The organism is Synechococcus sp. MU1617, assembly GCF_020514235.1.
Classification (GTDB): Bacteria; Cyanobacteriota; Cyanobacteriia; order PCC-6307; family Cyanobiaceae; genus Parasynechococcus.
The window spans coordinates 14,989-34,588 of the sequence record NZ_VTLB01000003.1; the positions used below are offsets into that span (position 1 = coordinate 14,989).

The window sequence follows — 19,600 nt, forward strand, 5'->3', positions numbered from 1 at the left end:
TGACCAGTGTTGTTCAGGATCCGCCGTAATGCCAGAGAATCAAGGCCGGCACGAGAATGGTCATGATCACCGTCAGGCCAAGTCCGTAGCGGGTGACGTCAAGAAAGCGATAACGGCCTGGGCCGAACACCATCAAATTGGTCTGATACCCCACGGGGGTGAGAAAAGACTGACTGGCTCCGAACAGCACTGTGATCAGCAAGGCGGTGGGGGACAGCTGCAGGGACGGAGCCAGTTGCACTGCCACCGGCGCCAGCAGGGCGACTGAGGCCGCATTGCTCATCACCTGCGTCAACAGCGTGGTGCCGATGAAGACCACCATCAAAGCGGCATAGCTTGGCCAGCCCGCTAGCCCCTGTTGGAGCACCAGGGCGAGGGCATCGGCCAGGCCCGTTTTCTGCATGGCAACACTGAAACTGGTCAGGGATCCCAGCAGCAGGATCACGTCCAGTCGGATTGAGCGCTGCAGTTCACCAAGGCGAAGGCAGCCGGTGGCCACCACGCTCACCATGGCCAACAGCACCGCCGCCACTAGGGGGATGGGGGTGAGAGTCGGCAGCAGCAGCATCGCCAAGGCGATGCTGACGGCCACGGGCTTGCGCCGCACGGTGGGCAGGTCATCCTCCAGACGATCCAGCACCAAAAGGTCGTTGCTGGCCTGCAGGCCGCGGATGGAGTCGATTGGTGCCTGGAGTAGCAGCACATCGCCCTCCCTCAGGATCACCTGGCCGAGGCGTTCCTGAACGGTCTCCTGGCCGCGGCGCAGGGCGAGAACGGTGGCGTTGTGGCGCTGCCGGAACCGTAGTTCCCGCAAACTGGCACCGGCCAAGGTGGAGCCAGCAGGCAACAAAACCTCCACGGTTTTTTGTCCACTGGCCTCTTCGGTGTTCAGGCTGAAACCAGCGTTCTGCCCCTGGGTTGTGAGCTGAATTGTGTGATCCTGCTGGAGCCGCAGCAGATCAAGGCGAGTGACCCGCAACAGCAGATGATCGCCGGCCTCAAGACGACGGTCCGCCAGGGGTGGCAGGAGTCGCTCTCCACCGCGCTGTAGTTCCAGCACGTCAACGTCGAAACGACGTTGCAATCGACTGTTTAGGAGAGAGCTGCCCACCAGCTCCGACTCCGGTGGTATGCGCACTTCCGTGCAGTAGCTGCTGGTCTTGGGGTTGCCGCCGAGGTCATCCGTGCTGGCACCTCGGTCCGGCAACAGCACCCTTGGAGCCAAAACCAGATAAATGGCCCCTGCCAGCCAGACCGGCAGGCTGATCAGGGTGAAGCTGAACAGATCGAGGGAGCCATAGCCCAGTTGTTCACTGATATCGCTAACCAGCAGATTCACAGAGCTGCCCAGCAGGGTGAGGGTGCCCCCCAGAACGGTTGAAAACGACAACGGCAACAGCACCCGGGATGGCGAAATGCCGCGCCTTTGGCACCAGCCCTCCACCACGGGTAGCAGCGATGCCACCACGGGCGTGTTGGGTACAACTCCCGATACCGGGGCGATCACGAAAGCCATCAGCGCGATCAGACGGCGCGAGGAGCGGATCCGCTCCGAGGCGATCAGGGCCCTCAGGCGATCCAGGGCACCGCTTTTGAACAGTGCAGCGGAGACAGGGAACAGGCCCAACAGGGTGATCAGTGCAGGACTGCCGAACCCCGCTAGGGCCTCCTGGGGATTGAGCACACCGGTGGCGATCAGCAGGCTCAGGCTCAGCAACCCGGTGAGCTCCGGGGTAATCACTCCGGTGATGAACAGCACCACCGCCAGCCCCAACACGGCCAGGGTGATCAACGCTTGAGGGTTCTGAAGAGCGCTGCTCAGCTCGGCCATGGCGGCGACTCGCCGATCGTCAATTGCGGCGATTCTGCCCCGGGATCAAAAAATTGCTCGCGCAACCACTGCTGTAGGCCCTGCAACCCATCCCCCCGCACGGCCGAGAGAAAAAGGGCGTCGGGTTCCCGCTGATGAATCGTCTCGATCGCAGTCGCCTCACAGTGGTCGATCTGATTGGCGATCACCCGGCGCAAGGCTGTGCTGTCGAGGTCATCGAGCAGGCGATGCACTGTGTCGAGGTGGCCTTGCCAGTCGGGGTCGGCAAGGTCGACCACCAGCAGCAGCACATCGGCGTCCAGTGCCTCCTCCAGCGTCGCGCGGAAGGCTTCCACCAGTGGGGCGGGGAGATCGCGGATGAAGCCCACGGTGTCAGTGAGCAGAAGCCGTTGGGGTCGTGCCCCAGGGCAGGGCAGGTCGAGTTTCCGCGTGGTGGGGTCCAGGGTGGCGAACAACTTGTTCTCCGCCAGCACGCGATCACTGGCCCGTTTGCCACACAAGGCATTGAGCAGGCTGGATTTCCCCGCGTTCGTATACCCAACCAGTGCCACCCGCGGCAGACCACGCCGCTGATCCCGCAAGCGGCTGCGGTGGGATTGAAGTTGGCGTTGATCTCGAAGCAGTCGTTCGATGCGTCGGCTGATGGCCCTTCGGTCCTTTTCCAGCTGTGTTTCCCCAGGGCCGCGCGTGCCGATCCCGCCGCCCTGCCGGGAGAGGCTGCTGCCACGTCCCAGCAGGCGCGGCAGCCGGTAGCGCAGCTGAGCCAGTTCCACTTGAAGCCGTCCTGCAGCACTGCCGGCCCGCTGGGCAAAGATGTCGAGGATCAATTCGCTGCGGTCGGAGACCGGGCAGCTGAGCAGCCGTTCCAGATTGCGCGCCTGCACGGGGGTGAGCTCCCTGTCGGTGATGACTAGGGAGGCCTGGCAGCGGCGGATCTCGAGGGCGGCTTCCTGAAGTTTTCCGGAGCCCCAGAGCGTTTGGGGATTGGTTTGGCCCCGGCGCTGGCTGGTCCGGGCCACCGGTTCGGCGCCTGCACTGCGCACCAGTCCTTCCAGCTCAGCCAGATCCCGCTGGTCGCGCTGCTCATCGCCACTGGTGAGCGTGAGCAGAAGCACCCGCTCGTCTCCGGCCGCGGCGCTGATGCTTTGGGGTTGAGGTTCGTCCGGTGTGAGGGTGCAAAGGTCCCTCAGATCGCCCTGTTCAAAAGGCCTCCAGCCATCGGGTTGCGATGGGTCAGGGATCAACAGTTCGGCCGGCCGAGCTCCATCGGCCGCCGGGCACGGTGCAAAGCGCAGCCAGTGCCGAGGAGCGATGTCGAGGGCGACCACGGCGTCGCGGGGATCCTGGTGCAGCCCTTTGCGGGCGAAAGGGCAGCTGATCAGTCGCCATCCCCCGCTGCTCCGCCGCGGTGTTGCCGGCAGATGTTGCAGCAGCGAATCGCTGCCGGTGAGAGGCCCCAGCCAGAGCAGGCGGCAGAGCCCACGGCCGTCCAGCACCAGATGCAGTGGCATCTCCAGATCCAGCACCAGATCGGCCAAGCGTTCCAGGCTCAGCAGATCGGCCCCGCAGTCTTCGGGATGACGGCGATGGCTTAAGCGCTCCAGCTGCCGTTGCTGGCTGGGGCGCAGACCACGACAACGCCCGCCGAGGTGGGATTGCTTCAACGGTTCAACAACCAGGCGCCAGCCGAGCGCAGACCCAGGGAGAGCCCTGGCAGGCGCGTGAGATACGTGGCCCGTCGAAGCTGAAAGGCCAAGGGGCCAGCGAGGGTGATCCCCATGCCGGTGAGGGTGGCGTCACCGACACCGAGGCTGAGCATTTCGCCTCGGTCCTCGAACTGGAAGGGTTGAGGCTCTTCGTCCATCCTGAGCTTCGCGATGGCAGCTGCAGTGGTACCGCCCTGCTGCATCGCCACCTGGGCGCTCGCGGGCCATGGGCTGCCTGGCTGGGCTGAGACATCCCCGATGGCGAACGTGTTGGCGTTCCCCACCAGGCGCAGGTCATCGTCAACGGCCAGACGGCCCCGTTCCAGCACAGGCGTGGGAGAGATGGCGGGGATGGAGGGACTGCTCCCTGCTGTCCAGACCAAGCCTGTGTGCCGCAGCACAGCACCATCGGCAAGAACAGCAGTGCAGGACTTCACTTCGCTCACGCTGGTGTTCAGCTGCACCACCACCCCTTTGCGTTCCAGCGCGGCCTGGGCCCGCTCCCGATTGAACGCTGTACTGCCGGGAAGGATTACATCGCCCATCTCCACCAGTCGAACGCTGGCAGCACCGTCGATCAGATCCGCCAGCTTGCAGGCCAGCTCCACGCCGGTGGGTCCCGCGCCAACAATGATCAGACCGGCATCTTCATCCCGTTGCTGATCCAGGTTGTTGATCCATTGCTTGAGGCGGCTCACATCGCTGAGGTCTCGGAAGCCTGAGCTGTGTTCCTTGACGCCTGGAATGCCGAAATCGTTGGCTTTCGAGCCCGTTGCCAACACCAGTTGCGCCCAGCCCAAGCGGTCCCCGGAGGCCAATTCGATGCTTTGGCTGGTTTGATCGATTCCAACAACGCTGTCTTGAATCCAGCAGACGCTGTTGTTCAGTAGTTGGTCATAGCGGGGGGCCACCTCCCAGCCTTGAAGCTCATCGCTAAGCAGTTCGTACAGCAGCGGTTGAAACAGAAAGCGATCCCGCGGTTCGATCAGAACGATGGGGCAGCTGGGCTGTCGTCGCTGAAGAGCAAGTGCTGTGAACAGTCCTCCGAATCCACCGCCAACGATCACCACGGCATCCGATGGGGACGAGGGTGAACGCATGAAAGGAACTGCTGATTCTCAAACGATAGGAACCACCGTCGGTCCCACGACAGGGGAAGATGGCGTGATGACGGAGGCCCCCGAGTCCATGGTGCCCATGGCGGTGCAAAACGAGTTGCTCGAGGGGCGCAAGCTGCTGGAGTCGATGGAGCCTCAGCAGCGGTTGGCTTGGGGACTCGAGCAGTTCGGCGAGAACTTCGTCCTCACCACGAGTTTCGGGATTCAATCGGCTGTGCTTTTGCACATGCTGAGCACCCTCCCCGGCGGTGATGCTGTGCCGGTGATCTGGATCGATACCGGTTATCTGCCTCCAGAGACGTACACCTACGCCGATCAACTCACCCAGCAGCTCAGGATTCGTCTGGTGGTGAGTCAGAGCGAGATGTCCCCAGCTCGTATGGAGGCCCTCCATGGTCGGCTCTGGGAGTCCGGTCGAGTGGAAGACATGGAGATTTATCACCGTATCCGCAAGGTAGAACCCCTGGAGCGGGCGCTCAACAACCTGGACACGCGCTGCTGGGCTAGCGGTGTGCGGCGTGGGCAGACCGATCACCGCCGCTCGATGACGGCATTGGATCCGATTCGGGATCGCTGGTCGTTGCGACCCTTGCTCGAGTGGACGCAGCGCGACGTTTACTACTACATGCAAGCGAACAATCTCCCCCAGCATCCGTTGTTTGAGCAGGGTTATTCCACCGTGGGGGACTGGCATTCCAGTGGACCTGATGTGGGAGAACTGAGTGGCCGCGACACCCGATTCGGCGGACTGAAGCAGGAGTGTGGAATCCATGTACCCCAGGAGGCCAATGAAGGGCTAATGGGTGAAGGCATCTGAGTGGCGGGGTCTGAACGGGGCGGCGGTCGCGCTCTGCTGATTGGCAACAGCCGCTGGCATTGGGCTCAGCGGCATGACCATGGTGTTCGTGTTGATCACGGGGGCCCAGATCCTGCTCGCATCGGGAGCGAACCTCCGATCTGGGCGGCGGTGGGGTCGGTGCCCGAGCAGCTCATGGCCCATCAGGATCTGCGCATTCGCCTTGAGGATGTGCCCTTTCCGCAGGCGCCACCTTGGTTGGGTGTGGATCGAGCCCTCGGGGCCTGGATGGCCTGGCGCTGCAGTCAGGAGCGAAAGCTCGACTGTTCCAGGGGCTTGCTTCTGGTGGATGCCGGCACCGTCTTGAGCATCACCCGGGTGACGGCTGATGGTTGTTTTGGAGGAGGTCAGTTGATTCCCGGCTACCGGCTTCAACTCCAGGCCATGGCAGAGGGAACCGTCGGCCTTCCCTCAACTGCTGACCTCAGCGACGACGACGAGGCCTTCCAAGAGGTCTTCCCACAACTGACCGTCGCAGCCATGCGGCGCGGTGTGTTGGAGGCGATGTTGGCCACCATCACAGCGGCTCAGCAGCATGCCCAAGGGCTGCTGTGGATCTGCGGTGGCGACGCTGCCCTGGTGCAAAGGCACTGGACAGGCTCACCATCCTTGTTGCAGCTGGAGGGCGATCTTCAGTTGCAAGCGCTGCTGAATTTGGGTGCTGGGCTCAGCTCAGGTCGAGATCGCTGATCAGTGTGTCGGCCATGGTGGCCGCTTTCACCTTGAGATAAATCCGCTCGAGTTTTCCCTCTTCATCAATCAGGAAGGTGTGGCGCATCATTCCCATGTATTCGCGCCCCATGAACTTCTTCAACCCATAGCTCTCATAGAGGCTGGCGACGGCACAGGGCTCCTCATCGGTGAGCAGGGTGAACGGAAGTTCGTGCTTGTTGATGAATTTGTTGTGGGAGGTGGCCCCGTCCTTGCTGATGCCCAAGACGGTGATGTTGTGGGCCTTCAGTTCCTCCCAGCGATCGCGGAAGTTGCAGGCTTCTTTGGTGCAGCCTGGGGTGTCGTCCTTGGGATAGAAGTACAGAACAACCTTCTTTCCGCGCAGTGAAGCGAGGCTGATGGGATCGCCGTTTTGATCGGGCAGGGTGAAGTCGGGGGCGGCGTCGCCGATTTGCAGACTCACGGAAGAGGTTTTTTCTGTGGCGGCAGCGTACGGCCTTCAGGACAAGACTGTCTGTGCTGCTTACGTTGCAACCAGCCTGCAGCTTTTGGGCGATGGTGTCGCGGATTCGGGTCGAGCAAATCGCACGCTCTATGGCGGCTCTGGGCCTTTTGACCATGGGGGTGAGTGCACTCGTTGCGCCGCGACAAGGGTTCTCGTTCGATCACGGTGCTCCTCAGCCGTCGCCGGCGGACCTCAGCCGGCGGCTGATGCAGCGTGAAATCACCCTGCATCAGCGCAGCGAAGCCGAAACCCTGCTGATGGAGTTCACCCGCGCGCAGATGACGCGCCATTACTGGGGTGAATTCGCAAGTTCTCTGCAAGATCTGGGCCTGTCCTCCGGGCCGCAGTTGCTGGCGAGGGTGGATCGTGATGCTGTTCGGACCCGGCTGTGGCTTGAGCCCCATCACGGCACGGAGGCCTACCTGGCGGAGGTGGAGCGCTCGGGCGGTCGATTGCGGATGCACCACTGTCGTGGTGATCGGGAGGGAACAGGCCAGGCTGAGGCCGGGCGTTGTCCAGATGGCTGGCAACGCATTCAGTTGAATTGACTTGCGAGTTTTAGTTTTGATCCCACGTTGGGTTCGAGCCGATCTGAATTTTTCAGTTTTAGGTGATTCTCATGTGAGGGAGAATTCTCTTGACTGGCTTGGGTTCCCTAGGCGACCTAGCTGGGTAGGTGATTCCTGATTTGAGCTTTGAGAAGGTACAAATCGGCCTGAATTTTTGAGTCTCGCGCGTCTCTTTCTTTGGAAAGCTAGTGGTATCGGCACTCTTGGATCCTTAAGGCTTTTGGTGATGCACGCAGTTTCTATTTTCAGGGCTACGTTTTTCTTGACGTCCCTTTTTGTCGTCCGTGTTTAATCGTCTCGCTGCTGGCCTGCTGGCCGGTGCATCCCTCGCCGCCTTGGCTGTCCCTGCTGAAGCAGGCACCAAGCGTCCTGTCCGCTGGAACACCGGCGGCGCCGTGTGGACCACCACTTCTTCTGAATTCAAAACCTTCCTCAGCACCGGTGAAATCACCGACCGTGCTCTGGATGCCGGCATCAACAACTCCGGTTGGACTGCCGAAGAAATCCAGGAAGGCATGACCAAGACCTATGCCGTCGACATCATCGGCGTGCATCGCTTCCTGTACTCCGACGACGGCGTCAAGTTCCTGAAGGATCAGACCCGTTCTTACTTCCCCTACTGGAAGATGAAGTCCACCTCCGTGGTAGCCCTTCGTTCCGCGATCATCGCCGACTCCATCGACGGTGAAATCTCCTCCGCCGGCATCATGGCTGAGCTGCCCGTTGACTTCCGCCTGGCTGACACCTGCGGCACTTACGACGGCATCCAGAACGTCTGCGCTCCCGACAAGTGCGAAGGCGACGCCCAGTGCACCTCGCTGCTGTCCTGGTATGTCTTCCTGCCCGCCTGCGTTCAGGCCAACTCAGTGCTGCCTGAGCCCGCTGCACGTCCCGCCTACGTCGCTCCTGCACGTCCCCTCTGGTGATCAGGCCCTGAGCCCTTTGCCTTCACCCCGGCTTCGGCCGGGGTTTTTTTATGGCGTGCTTCGTTCGCCTTGGATCAATTGATGGCGCATCGGCAGTCGCAGGCCAACCTCGCCCAGGCTGTTCAAGGATCGGCGCAACTGCGTCAGCACCTCCGTGCTGATTTCTCCCATGGCCTGCCGGTAGGGCGACCCTTCGGCCAGCCATCGCTCAGCCAGCTCCGTCCCCCCCGGCAGGGTTAGATGCTCCACCCACTCCTCACAACGGAGCTGCCAGCCGGCGTTCGCCAACAACTCGTCCGGACGCAGCTGCAGCTCAAGCCACTGCTGTTCTTGAGCCACCAGATCGCTGAACAGCTCGGCCGTATCTCCGTTTTGCTGGAGCGCACCGGCGGGCCCCATTTCGGCGCGGCTGACCAACAGCCGTAAGCCCGTTGTCGGTAGGGCATGCCGGTTGATCGCCTCCAGCAGCGCTGTCCAGTTCTGTCCTTGCAGGTCGGCCGCGGCGAGCCGTCCTCCGATCCAGTCGAAGGCTTGGCTCGGTGGCAGAGCATTGAAGTCGCCGGTCAAGAGGTCTGGCCGATGCTCCGGTTCGAGCAGATCCATCTGCGCTTCCAAGCGGCTGCGGTCGGCTTCGTTGTCGCAGAGCACGGTCACGCCACCTTCCGGGGCGGCCCTCAATGGATCGAGGGCCCAGATCAGCGAGCGCATCCCTAACAACAGCACCCGATCTCGACGGGTCCAGGGAATCTCTCGCCAAAGCCGCTCGCGCAGGCGCTGCAGTCGTTCCCCCTCCTGCCCGAGTTGACGCTGCACCCAGCGATCCACGCCGGGACGGTCGGGTCCGCTGCTCAGCAGCAAGGGCTGGTCGGCTGCCAGCTCCGCGGCCGCGGCGAGTTGGGCCGCCCGGCGTTCGGCCATCCGCTCGCGCCGTTCTCCTTCCCAGCCGAGTTGGCCGGGCTGCCAGAACACTTCCCCTTGCAGGGATGTGGGGAGGTATTGCTGCTCTACCCAGTGTTCCGCGTAGGCGTGGGGGTAGCGGTAGCCCGCGCCATCGCCAAAGGCGGCTCCATCGCGGTTGGCATCGCGCAAATGACCGGGCACGTCTTGTTTCTGTGCATCGCGCACTGTTTTGAGGGCATCAAAGAAGCCCAGAACGCTGTTGCTCTTCTCTGTGCCCGCCAGGTACAACGCGGCCTGTGCCAAGGGATACAGGCCTTCGGGCAGCCCCACCCGTTCGAAGGCTGCGGCACAGGCTTCCACCACAACGATGGCCTGTGGGTCGGCCAGGCCGATGTCTTCCCCTGCTGCAATCAGCATCCGTCGAAAAATGAAGCGCGGGTTCTCACCGGCTTCCACCATTCGCGCCAGCCAGAACAGCGCCGCATCGGCATCGGAGCCCCGCAGCGATTTGATGAAGGCGCTGATGGTGTCGTAGTGGGCATCGCCGTGCTTGTCGTAAAGCACAGCCCGCTGCTGGATGGATTCCTCGGCGATAGCCAGGTTGATCTGAATCACGCCGTCGCCATCGGGCTCGGAGCTCTCCACCGCTAGTTCAAGGGCATTGAGCAGGCTGCGGGCGTCTCCTCCCGCCACATCAACGAGGTGGTCGGCGGCATCGCGGCTGATGGCGATTGAGCGGTCGCCGTAGCCCCTCTCGTCGTCCGCAAGGGCACGTTGCAGCAGCCTCTGCAAATCCTCCGCCTCCAGCGGCAGTAGACGAAACAGCCGTGAGCGGCTGACCAGCGCCTTGTTGACTTCGAAATAAGGGTTTTCCGTGGTGGCACCGATCAGGGTGACGGTCCCGTTCTCCACCCACGGCAACAGCGCATCCTGTTGGGCGCTGTTGAAGCGGTGCACTTCGTCGATGAACAGGATCGTGCGCAAGCCATGCCGTTCAAGACGCTGGCGTGCAGCATCCACCTCGATTCGCAGGTCCTTAACGCCGGCCAGCACGGCGTTAAGGCTGCTGAAGTGAGCGCGGGTGTGGTTGGCAACGATCCGCGCCAGGGTCGTTTTGCCGACCCCGGGCGGGCCATGCAGGATCAGGTTGCCGACCCGATCGGCCTTGATGGCACGGCGCAGGAGCCGTCCGTCGGCCAGGATCCCGCTCTGGCCTTCAAATTCCTCCAGCGTGCGCGGCCGCATGCGGTCGGCCAGGGGTGCCAGCCGCCGCAGTTGCTGTTCACCTTGAAAAGCGAAGAGGTCCTGAGCCAACAAACCATCGGCGATGACCCAGTGTCCCTGACGTTCTCAATCGGCGCTTGAGCTGGGCCGAATCGAATGTTTTTTGGCGTGCCTGTTTCGAAGCCTGCAGACCTTCGCAGTCAGGCCCCCAAGAACCCTGCATAATCCGGGTCAAAGCCCTATTGCCGTGCGTCATCCGCAGCGACTTCTGCTCACCCTCGCCGCTCTGATCACGGTCAGTTCCTGCAAAAGCGAGGCACCGAAGCCGCCGCCACCGAAGGTACAGGCCGTTCCCGCTCAGCTTGCTGAGTTCACCGAGGGTGTCGACACCGTCAGCACCTTGGAGGCCAGCAACCTTGTCGAGCTCGCTGCCCAGTCGGGAGGAAGAATTCTTGAGTTGAAGATTCGCCAGGGTGATGAAGTTGCACCTGGTCAGCTGTTGGTGGTGCTCGATCAGGTCGAGAAAAAAGCCAAAGCCGACACCGCCAAAGCCAATTACGAGCGTTACGTCTACCTGACCGAGACGGGTGCTGCGTCGCAGAAGGAATTGGATCGCTACCGCACCCAATACATCGCAGCCCAGGCCGAGCTCGACTACAGCAATCTGAGCTCACCCTCTGCTGGCACGGTTGCTGATGTGAAGGTGAAGGTGGGCGATGTGATTCAGCAAGGCCAGGTTTTCACCAGCCTGGTGCAGAACAACGAATTGGAAGCACGTGTTGAGGTGCCCGCCGTGTTCTCGACACGTCTGGCTCTAGGACAGCCGGTGTTGCTCAGTGCTCCAGGCAGTTACGAGTTGATTGCTACTGGAGAAGTCGGCTCGATCGACCCAAGGGTCAACAAACAGACCCAAGGATTGTTGGTGAAGGCGGTCTTCCCGAACACCGATGGGCAACTGAAGGATGGGCAGCGTCTGCGCACGCGGGTGCAGATCAAGGCGGAAGAACAGCTGGCCGTTCCCTTCGCCGCTGTCACCCAGACCTCGGGCCAGAGCTTCGTGTTCCGACTCGGCAGTTTCGAGGAGCTCAAAGAGAATCCTGGCAAGGCCGATCTTGAGACCCTGGAGAAGGGGATCAAGGCCGGCAAACTTCCCGCTGATGCCAAGTTTGCCCTGCAGACGCCGGTCACGGTGGGCGAGCTGGAGAACCAGCTGTATCCGATTACCAAAGGACTGGAAGCCAATCAGATGGTGGTCACCACCAATCTGCTCAACCTGAAACACGGCATGCCTGTGCAGGTGCAACCCGCCAAGGCGAACTGAGGTTGATCGATGTCTGCTTCCAATAACTTCATCACCCGGCCGGTTCTCAGCACGGTCTGCAGCCTGCTGATCGTGATCGTCGGTTTGATCGCGATTCCGATCCTTCCGATTGAAAACCTCCCCGACATTGCTCCTCCCACGGTGAAGGTGCAGGCCACCTACGTGGGCGCTGACGCTGTTGCGGTTGAACAGGGGGTCACCTCCGTGCTCGAGCAGCAGATCAACGGGGTGGAGAACATGGACTTCATCACCTCCAACAGCTCCTCGGATGGTGTGAGTTCAATCTCGGTGTCGTTCGACAGCGGAACCGATGGCAACATCAACCAGGTGAATGTTCAGAACCGCGTCTCCCTGGCTGAACCTCAGCTGCCGGAAGAGGTGCGCAAGTCGGGTGTGACGGTGAACAAGGCCTCCAACTCGATCCTCCTGGTTTACAACTTCGTTAACGAAGACCCCTCCAAAACCGAATATTCGGTGGAGACGATCAGTGGTTATCTCGACAAGAACCTCACCGACAACGTCAAGCGGGTGAAGGGCGTCGGTGATGTCACCTACTTCGGTAACCGCAAGATCGCCTTTCGTCTCTGGCTGGATCCCGAGAAACTGACCGCCAACAATCTTTCGGCCACCGATGTGGTCAACCAGCTGCGCAGTCAGAACCGTCTGGTGCCAGCAGGCAAGATCGGCGGCTCCCCTGCGCCGGAGGGGCAGGAATACACCTTCACGGTACAGCTTCAGGGTCGTCTAACCAGCACACAGGAATTCGAAAACATCATTCTCAGAACCACCGATGCCGGTGGCCTGGTGCGGTTCAAGGATGTGGGGCGGGTGGAGCTTGGCGGTGAGATCTACGGCATCGATGCCATGGATCTCAAAGGCACGCCTTCGGTAGGCATCGCCATCTATCAGCTCTCGGGCAGTAACGCCATCGAGGTCTCCAACGGCGTTAAGGAGGTGTTGGGTGAGTTCGAGAAAACCCTGCCGGTTGGTCTCGGCGTGCAGAAGATCTACGACACCACCGACTTCATCAACCAGTCGATCAAAGGTGTGACCAACTCCCTGCGGGACGCAGTGATCCTGGTGGTACTGATCCTGTTTCTGTTCCTGCAGAACTGGAAGGCCACGCTCGTACCCGCCATTGCTATTCCAGTGGCTTTGATCGGCACCTTTGCCCTGGTGCTGGCTTTCGGTTTCTCGCTCAACCAGCTCACCCTGTTCGGTCTTGTGCTGGCCACCGGCCTCGTGGTGGATGACGCCATCACCGTGGTGGAAGACACCTCTGCCAAGAAGGCTGAAGGGATGACGTCGGTGCAGGCCGCCATGGAAACCATGGATGAGCTGTTCGGGGCTGTGATCGCCACGTCGCTGGTGAAGATGGCGGTGTTCCTGCCGGTGCTGTTCTTCCCGGGTGCCACCGGCACGATCTACAAGCAGTTCGCCGCCACGATCCTTTTCTCGATCGGCATCTCCACCTTCAACGCACTGACGTTCTCGCCGATGCTGTCGGCTTTGCTGCTGTCCCGCGAGACCAAGGAGCTCAGCCGCAATCAGTACGCCACGGCCGGCGTGGTTCTTGGCTTTATCTATGGCCTGCTCAGTGCTGGCAACGGAGCGGCAGCTGCTCTAATTCCAACGGTGATCGGTGCGGTGATCGGCTTCATCGCGGGCAAGATCAGCGCGCTGCCCTTGCGTCTTCCCTTCACCGCTGGTGGAGCGGCAGTGGGTGTAATCACCACAGGCGTGATCTTCTCCAATCCGATCCCGGTGGTGCTGTTTACCGCTATCGGAGGCGGCGTTGGCTACTTCATTCCGGTGATCTTCACCAACTTCAATCGCCTCTACGGCGGTTTTGAAAAGCGCTACGCCACGATCCTCGACGGCGTTCTCAAGGCTCGCCCGATGGTGATGGCAGCCCTGGCTGCGGGCATCCTGCTCACCGGATTTGCCTTCACCCGCATTCCCGGTGGTTTTGTGCCGATTGAAGACCAGGGCTACGCCATCGGTTTCGTTCAGGCTCCTGACGGGGTCTCCAACGAGAAGACCCTGGCGATCAACCGTCAGGTTGCTGAAGTGATGCGCACGGAAGAGGACATCGCATCGGCAGCCCTGTTCAGCGGCGCCAGTCTCGATGGCAACGCGCCCAACAAGGGTCTGTTCTTCATTGGCATGAAGCACTGGGATGAACGGCCCGGTAAAGACCACACCGTGGGTGCTGTGGTGAAGCGGCTCAACGCCAAGATGTACGACGCCATTGATGCCGGACGGGTGTTCGTGGTGGAACCTCCCTCCATTCCCGGCTACGGCACCGGCGGCGGTTTTGAGTTCCAGCTGCTCGACCAGAGCAGCGGTGTGTACTCGCTGAATGAGTTCTTCGGCACGGCCCAGCAGATCATGCAGGCCGGCAATGCCGATCCCATTCTCAATCGGGTCTATTCGCTGTTTTCGCCCCAGGCTCCGCAGTACAAGATCGATGTAGACCGTGAGCAGATGGCATCGCTCGGGGTCGACTTCGGTTCAGCGATGTCGGCTTTCAGCGTCAACTTCGGTGGTCAATATGTGAACGACACCTTCCAGGAGGGCAAGGTTCGTCGCGTCTATGTGCAGGCGGATGAGGTGAGCCGGGCCACCCCACAGCGCTTGTCGGCCATCTATGTCGCCAATACCAAGGGTGAGCAGATTCCTCTCTCGGAGTTCTTCACCGTGAAGCAGACGGTGGGACCCAGCGTCATTCCCCACTTCAACTTGTACCGCTCAATCAAGATTGAGGGCACCCCCAAGGAGGGCAACAGTTCCGGTCAGGCGATTGGGGCGATGAAGCAGATCTTCAACGCCGGCAGTTATCAAGGTCTTGGTTTCGACTGGACTGGCATCTCCCGCGAAGAAGTGAAGGCCGGATCCCTCGCCGTGGTGATCTTTGCTCTTGGCATCCTGGCGGTGTTTCTGGTGCTGTCGGCTCAGTACGAGAGCTATACCGATCCGATCATCATCCTGCTGACCGTGCCGACGGCTCTGCTGGGAGCCCTTGTGTTCCTTGGGGCGGCCGGCCAGGTGCTCAACATCTATGCCCAGGTGGGTCTGGTGATGTTGATCGGCTTGGCTGGCGGTAACGCGATTCTGATTGTCGATCTGGCCAATCAGAAAATGGGCGAAGGTGAGTCGGCTCTGGAAGCCGCCAAGTTTTCGGCCAAGTCGCGTCTACGACCAATCTTGATGACGGCGATCTCTTCCCTCACCGGATTCCTGCCGCTGATGCTCGCCAGCGGTGCTGGTGCGCAGAGTCAGTCATCCCTGGGTCTGGTGGTGTTCGGTGGTCTGTTGGTGGCCACCTTCCTCTCCACCCTGGTGGTGCCTGTCTTCTATGTGGTGATGAAGACCCTGCTGGGAGAGGCCGATGCCAAGCCCCCTGAGGACGGCTCAACGCCCACCCCGCAACCGAGCTGATGGCTGAGCTGAACACTGAGGTGAATCAGCGCAAGCCCTTCAGTGGCATGCGTGTGTTGATTGCTGTGGCTATCGGTGCCGGACTTGGTTTGGCGGTGGCCTATTTCCTCAAGGTGCTGATTGACAACAGCCCTGCCGAGATTGCTCTGGGTCGTTTGCGTCTCTTCTATTTGATGGTGATCACATCAGGCGGTCTGGGGGGATTTGCGATCGAGACGATGCGTCAGTTGCAGGAGCAGGCCACCGATCCTGCCTATCGGCACAGCAATTCACATCGCGGTGGTCGCTAAGACTGGGTCAGTAAACCTCGATGGTTACGGGTGATTTGAATAACGCTGGGTTGTATTCGACAAGCCGTTTGTAGAAGCTGCGGGCTGATCTGTTGTTCTTGAATCGGATAAACCCTGTTCGTGTTTCATTCCCTTCGAGGAAAGAAATGGCGAAATCAATGTCGCCTGTTTTTTTGAAGAAGCGGATGAACTCGCGGCGCCGGCTGTCATAGAGATCAATGCTCTTGACCTCGTCTTTGTCGAGTACGACGAGCTCTGATGGGAAATTAATGATGAGCTGATCGCCTCGGATTTGTGGATGACATGTTGCATAGGCGTTGGAGATTGTGCATAGTGCTTCCACTTTGAAGCTGCCTGACGCTGAATCAGGCATGTTGGCGAGGACCGGTGTAAAACTTGCACTCATGGTGCTGAGTGCCAAGACAATGCTTGGTAGGCGCATGGGCATTCTGATTTCAATTGTGTGATATTTTATCGCGAGCTTTTAACTGTGTTTTGAAGGGCTTCGCCGCGACTCTTTCTGTGATTGCTGCCTCTACAGCGGCGGCTGCTCCTGCTGGGGCAATTTATGCAAATTCTGCAATTTTTTCGAGTCCCGTCGTGGCGGCGCAGCACCTTGCTCAGGTGCGGGGGGGCGAGCGAAATGAGAGAAACACCCGCTCCGATGACCCCGGCACCCCGGTTCAGCCTGCTGCAAGCGCAGAGGATGCACTCCGCAGCATTCGCTTCATCACGAGGGCGAAATTCATCGTGATGCCTGTTTTCGATAAATCAGGTTCTTCGATGCAGTATGGATCTGCGGGTGGGTCGATGACAACCACCAACGAATTCGCTACCGAAGTTCTGAACGATTCAATTCGTGAGGCCGGCGCGACCACAATCTCCTGGTTCAAGGTGAATTCCGCCATGAACAAGAAATTTGGTCAGACAGGTTTGAATCGCGCAGATCTGACCAACGACTCTTTCATTCCCGAATTGATGGAAGTTGGTAAGACTCTCGGAGCGCGCTACATCATTCGTCCAGTCATCCTAAATATGACGGACACCTCAAGTACGGAGACGAAGACGAATCCGGCTGCTTTTGTTCCAGTTTTTGGGATGTTTGCAAGCTCTACAAAAACAAAGACGAAGTCGAGCGCGACTGTAACGTTGAAGATTGATATCATCAGTATTCGGGAAGAAGATATTATCGGCGCTAAGCGTTTTGAGGGCGCTGTGAGAGATGAAAAGACGTCGTCTGGTTTCTCCTATTCCTACGGCGCGAGTTCTTCGGCAGGTGGGATGTCTGCCAAAGCGAAGGGTGCCTTGTTTGATGCGATCTATCAAGCAGTCGACTTTATCTCCGACAAAGTCGACTGATTGCTGTCAGGCTTAACGTCTCATCGAAGGGGTCTTTGGAGGCCCCTTTTTATTTGACTTCTGCTTCTGCGGCCTTGCGTCGTAGGGCTGCAAGCATGGGGTTGACATATTGGGAATCGCTGAAGTTCACAATCATATTTTGCTTGTCTCCAAAGTCATCTCTGTAGTTGATGCTGAAAACATGGCGATGAACTGCTTTTTTGAACAGAAGGCCGATGATGCCGATCCGAGCGGCCAGCTCTGTGTCCATTTTGAGCTTGGTTGAATCGGTGTAATTCCAGGCTCGGATGTTGCTGTATTTGATTTTGGTTGCTCGACCCGTGTCAAACCTTGCCGACATGGATCTGCGCATGAAACTCACATTGCATTGCTCCTCGAGTTCGATTTGCGAAACGCAGTTGGCGTTGAAATAAAACTGCTGAGCTTGAGCACCGGTCGCGCCCAATGCCACCGCCAGAGCGATGGCCGGTGATTTTCTGAGTAAAGATTTCATTTGACGACGTTTAGATCAGTGGATCCTATATCGATACGACCTTTTCGGTCTAGATGTTGATTACTCCTTTGATATTTGGGTTGGAGTGTCGCTGAACTTGTTTTTATTTTTCAGATAGACGCCTTCCCTCAGTCAGAAAAGACGTCTCGCATCGTCACCCTGAAAGGGGCTCAGGTGATCACGGTGGGTTGATCCATGCCCGTGCGTTGCTTGATCTCAGCAAGGTCGTTAATGGCGCTGATCATCTCGGCCAGGGCGCCCTGGGGATCCTGGTTGAGGTCGCCAGTGTTGGGCACATAGCTCTCCAGGTAGACGCGAATCGTTGCGCCTTTGGTGCCTGTGCCGGAGAGACGCACCACCACCCGGCTGCCATCGTCCAACAGGATTCGCAGGCCTTGGCCCTTGGTTACGGACCCATCAACCGGGTCGGTGTAGCTGAAGTTGTCGGCTGTGCTGATGACGCGTCCGGCAAAGGCTTGACCCACCAGGCTCGGCAACATGGCCTCCAGGCGGTCGTAGAGCCCATGAGCGGCGTCGCTGGCGACGGCCTCGTAGTCGTGCCGAGAGTAGTAGTGGCGTCCGAAGCGCTTCCAGTGCTCATCCATGATCTCAGCGACGCTGCAGCGCCGCACCGCCAGGATCTGCAGCCAGAACAGCACAGCCCAGAGACCGTCTTTTTCACGCACGTGGTTGCTGCCGGTGCCGAAGCTCTCTTCCCCGCAGAGGGTGATCTTGCCGGCGTCCAGCAAGTTGCCGAAGAATTTCCAGCCCGTGGGCGTTTCGAAGCAGTCAATCCCCAGTTCCTTGGCCACCATATCCACCGCAGCGCTGGTGGGCATCGAGCGGGCCACACCCGCCAAGCCGTTGGCATAGGCCGGAGCTGATGTGGCGTTGGCCGTGAGCACAGCGAGGCTATCGCTGGGATTCACGAAGCAGCGCTGGCCGAGGATCATGTTTCGATCGCCATCGCCGTCGCAGGCGGCGCCGAAGCGGTAGTCGTCACTTTCGAGCAGCAGCTCGGCCAGCTCGTGGGCGTAGGTGAGGTTGGGGTCGGGGTGACCGTTACCGAAGTCTTCCAGGGGTGTGCCGTTGCGCACGCTCCCCGTCGGTGCACCCAGCAGCCCTTCGAACAAGCGGGTGGCGTAGGTGCCGGTGACGGCATGCATGGCGTCGAAAGCCAGCGGGAAGTCGCTGCGAATCAGTTCGCGGATCTGCTCGAAGTTGAACAGCTCCTGCATCAGAGCAACGAAATCGTCGACGCCGTCGATCACCTCAACTTGCATCGCGCCGATGCTGTGCAGACCAGGGGCATCCTGCGGGATCGCTGCCGCATCAACAATCGTGTAGTGCTCAAGGGTCTTGGTGCACTCGAACACCGCATCGGTGAAGGAGGCGGGGGTGGGGCCACCGTTGGCGCCGTTGACCTTGACGCCGAAGTCGCCGTTCGGTCCGCCGGGGTTGTGGCTGGCGGAAAGGATGATGCCGCCGATGGCCTGGCGCTGCCGGATCAGGTTGGACGCGGCAGGCGTGGAGAGGATGCCTCCGGTGGTGACGATCACCTTGCTGAGGCCATGGGCCGCACCCATCCGCAGGATCACATCGATGGCGCGGCGGTTGCCGTAACGGCCGTCGCCTCCCAGCACCAGGGTTCCGCCTTGCACGCCCGGCAGCGTGCGAAGCGACGCTTCGATGAAGCTCTCGAGGTAATGGGGCTCCTCGAACTGGCGACTGCTCTTGCGTAGGCCGGAGGTCCCTGGCTTCTGGTCGGTGAAAGGGGTGGCCAGGGGCACCTGGCGTTGGGTCGGTTCCGCAGGGGCCGAGGTGGTCATCACAACGGATGGGGGCTATATGCGGAACCTAAACATGGAAATCCTCTTGCAATGCGTCGGGCGCGACCAGTTGACGCCGCTACCCTTTGGCCCGCACCAATCCCGTCGACCATGCATCGCTTTCTGCTGCTGTTGATCGTCGGTATGGCTGGCATGGCTTCGTCAGTTGGTGCATCTCAGAGTTGGAAACGGGCCCTTCCTTTGACTGTGGCTTCCCAGGAGGCAGTCAATGCCGCCAATGCTGTGATCACTCAGTCTGGCTCGGAAGAATGCCTGCGCGGCAAGCTTTCCAATGCCATCGTGCGGTTGTCCAACAGTTGCGATGTGTCTGGCCACTCGTCTACAGCGTGTGAGTTGGCCTCTGAAATTGCTGGTCAGGAAAGCGAACTCAGCATGGGTGAGATGCTTGCCACATCCGAGACCCTGCTCGATCTTCTCGGCGATCAAGCGACATCCCACTGATCAACTCAGTCTTCTGGAGACATTTGGCGGGACAGTTGATTCAAGAATCACCAGCCATGGATTCACGGCTGCAGATGCCTGTGGACACGATCAAGAAG

At 60.1% G+C, this 19,600-nt stretch carries 17 protein-coding genes; 9 read left to right on the forward strand and 8 right to left on the reverse strand.

Going from position 1 to position 19,600, the window contains the following annotated elements; translation table 11 throughout:
• Positions 1 to 13: 13 nt before the first annotated feature.
• From FZZ90_RS07255 to FZZ90_RS07265, 3 genes are read right to left on the reverse strand one after another with little or no spacing between them, the layout of a single operon-like run.
• Positions 14 to 1,831, reverse strand: coding sequence for an SLC13 family permease (locus FZZ90_RS07255; protein ID WP_226425060.1), 1,818 nt, complete (start codon positions 1,829 to 1,831; stop codon positions 14 to 16).
• Positions 1,819 to 3,495 carry a GTPase HflX gene (gene hflX, locus FZZ90_RS07260; RefSeq protein WP_226425061.1) on the reverse strand — a complete coding sequence of 559 codons (1,677 nt, stop codon included), beginning with the start codon at positions 3,493 to 3,495 and terminating at the stop codon, positions 1,819 to 1,821. Before hflX ends, FZZ90_RS07255 begins: the two co-directional genes overlap by 13 nt.
• On the reverse strand, positions 3,492 to 4,637 hold the full coding sequence (locus FZZ90_RS07265) for an NAD(P)/FAD-dependent oxidoreductase (protein ID WP_226425062.1): 1,146 nt from the start codon (positions 4,635 to 4,637) through the stop codon (positions 3,492 to 3,494). Before FZZ90_RS07265 ends, hflX begins: the two co-directional genes overlap by 4 nt.
• Positions 4,638 to 4,704: 67 nt before the next feature.
• Between FZZ90_RS07265 and FZZ90_RS07270 the strand changes: the two genes are divergently transcribed.
• Entirely contained in the window at positions 4,705 to 5,472 is a 768-nt protein-coding gene (locus tag FZZ90_RS07270; protein WP_226425063.1) for a phosphoadenylyl-sulfate reductase, read from the forward strand.
• Positions 5,473 to 6,201: a type III pantothenate kinase gene (locus FZZ90_RS07275; RefSeq protein ID WP_226425064.1), complete on the forward strand. Its 729-nt coding sequence runs from the start codon at positions 5,473 to 5,475 to the stop codon at positions 6,199 to 6,201.
• Here FZZ90_RS07275 and bcp read toward each other — a convergent pair.
• Entirely contained in the window at positions 6,179 to 6,646 is a 468-nt protein-coding gene (bcp, locus tag FZZ90_RS07280) for a thioredoxin-dependent thiol peroxidase (RefSeq protein ID WP_226425065.1), read from the reverse strand. The genes FZZ90_RS07275 and bcp overlap by 23 nt on opposite strands.
• A gap of 92 nt (positions 6,647 to 6,738) precedes the next feature.
• On the opposite strand from bcp, the gene FZZ90_RS07285 reads away from it, so the two are divergent.
• Both FZZ90_RS07285 and FZZ90_RS07290 read left to right on the forward strand, forming a co-directional pair.
• On the forward strand, positions 6,739 to 7,236 hold the full coding sequence (locus FZZ90_RS07285) for a thymidylate synthase (RefSeq protein ID WP_226425066.1): 498 nt from the start codon (positions 6,739 to 6,741) through the stop codon (positions 7,234 to 7,236).
• A gap of 305 nt (positions 7,237 to 7,541) precedes the next feature.
• A complete protein-coding gene (locus FZZ90_RS07290; RefSeq protein WP_226425067.1) occupies positions 7,542 to 8,183 on the forward strand; it encodes an alpha/beta hydrolase in 642 nt (213 codons plus the stop codon).
• 48 nt (positions 8,184 to 8,231) lie between these two features.
• Here FZZ90_RS07290 and FZZ90_RS07295 read toward each other — a convergent pair whose 3' ends face one another.
• A complete protein-coding gene (locus tag FZZ90_RS07295; protein WP_370631040.1) occupies positions 8,232 to 10,400 on the reverse strand; it encodes an AAA family ATPase in 2,169 nt (722 codons plus the stop codon).
• A 154-nt stretch (positions 10,401 to 10,554) separates the two neighbouring features.
• Here FZZ90_RS07295 and FZZ90_RS07300 point away from each other — a divergent pair, with 154 nt between their 5' ends.
• The 3 genes from FZZ90_RS07300 to FZZ90_RS07310 are packed head-to-tail and all read left to right on the forward strand — an operon-like array spanning position 10,555 to position 15,359.
• Positions 10,555 to 11,628, forward strand: coding sequence for an efflux RND transporter periplasmic adaptor subunit (locus FZZ90_RS07300; protein WP_226425069.1), 1,074 nt, complete (start codon positions 10,555 to 10,557; stop codon positions 11,626 to 11,628).
• A gap of 9 nt (positions 11,629 to 11,637) precedes the next feature.
• Positions 11,638 to 15,069, forward strand: coding sequence for an efflux RND transporter permease subunit (locus tag FZZ90_RS07305; protein ID WP_226425070.1), 3,432 nt, complete (start codon positions 11,638 to 11,640; stop codon positions 15,067 to 15,069).
• Positions 15,069 to 15,359, forward strand: coding sequence for a hypothetical protein (locus tag FZZ90_RS07310; RefSeq protein ID WP_226425071.1), 291 nt, complete (start codon positions 15,069 to 15,071; stop codon positions 15,357 to 15,359). Before FZZ90_RS07305 ends, FZZ90_RS07310 begins: the two co-directional genes overlap by 1 nt.
• Positions 15,360 to 15,366: 7 nt before the next feature.
• Here FZZ90_RS07310 and FZZ90_RS07315 read toward each other — a convergent pair whose 3' ends face one another.
• Positions 15,367 to 15,780: a hypothetical protein gene (locus FZZ90_RS07315; RefSeq protein WP_226425072.1), complete on the reverse strand. Its 414-nt coding sequence runs from the start codon at positions 15,778 to 15,780 to the stop codon at positions 15,367 to 15,369.
• Between the two features lie 74 nt (positions 15,781 to 15,854).
• On the opposite strand from FZZ90_RS07315, the gene FZZ90_RS07320 reads away from it, so the two are divergent.
• A complete protein-coding gene (locus FZZ90_RS07320) occupies positions 15,855 to 16,718 on the forward strand; it encodes a hypothetical protein (protein ID WP_226425073.1) in 864 nt (287 codons plus the stop codon).
• A 49-nt stretch (positions 16,719 to 16,767) separates the two neighbouring features.
• Here FZZ90_RS07320 and FZZ90_RS07325 read toward each other — a convergent pair whose 3' ends face one another.
• Positions 16,768 to 17,211, reverse strand: a complete 444-nt coding sequence (locus FZZ90_RS07325; protein WP_226425074.1) for a hypothetical protein — start codon at positions 17,209 to 17,211, stop codon at positions 16,768 to 16,770.
• A gap of 170 nt (positions 17,212 to 17,381) precedes the next feature.
• Positions 17,382 to 19,040 carry an alpha-D-glucose phosphate-specific phosphoglucomutase gene (locus FZZ90_RS07330; protein WP_226425075.1) on the reverse strand — a complete coding sequence of 553 codons (1,659 nt, stop codon included), beginning with the start codon at positions 19,038 to 19,040 and terminating at the stop codon, positions 17,382 to 17,384.
• Positions 19,041 to 19,151: 111 nt separating this feature from the next.
• On the opposite strand from FZZ90_RS07330, the gene FZZ90_RS07335 reads away from it, so the two are divergent.
• Positions 19,152 to 19,502, forward strand: coding sequence for a hypothetical protein (locus FZZ90_RS07335; RefSeq protein ID WP_226425076.1), 351 nt, complete (start codon positions 19,152 to 19,154; stop codon positions 19,500 to 19,502).
• The last annotated feature ends 98 nt before the right edge of the window (positions 19,503 to 19,600 follow it).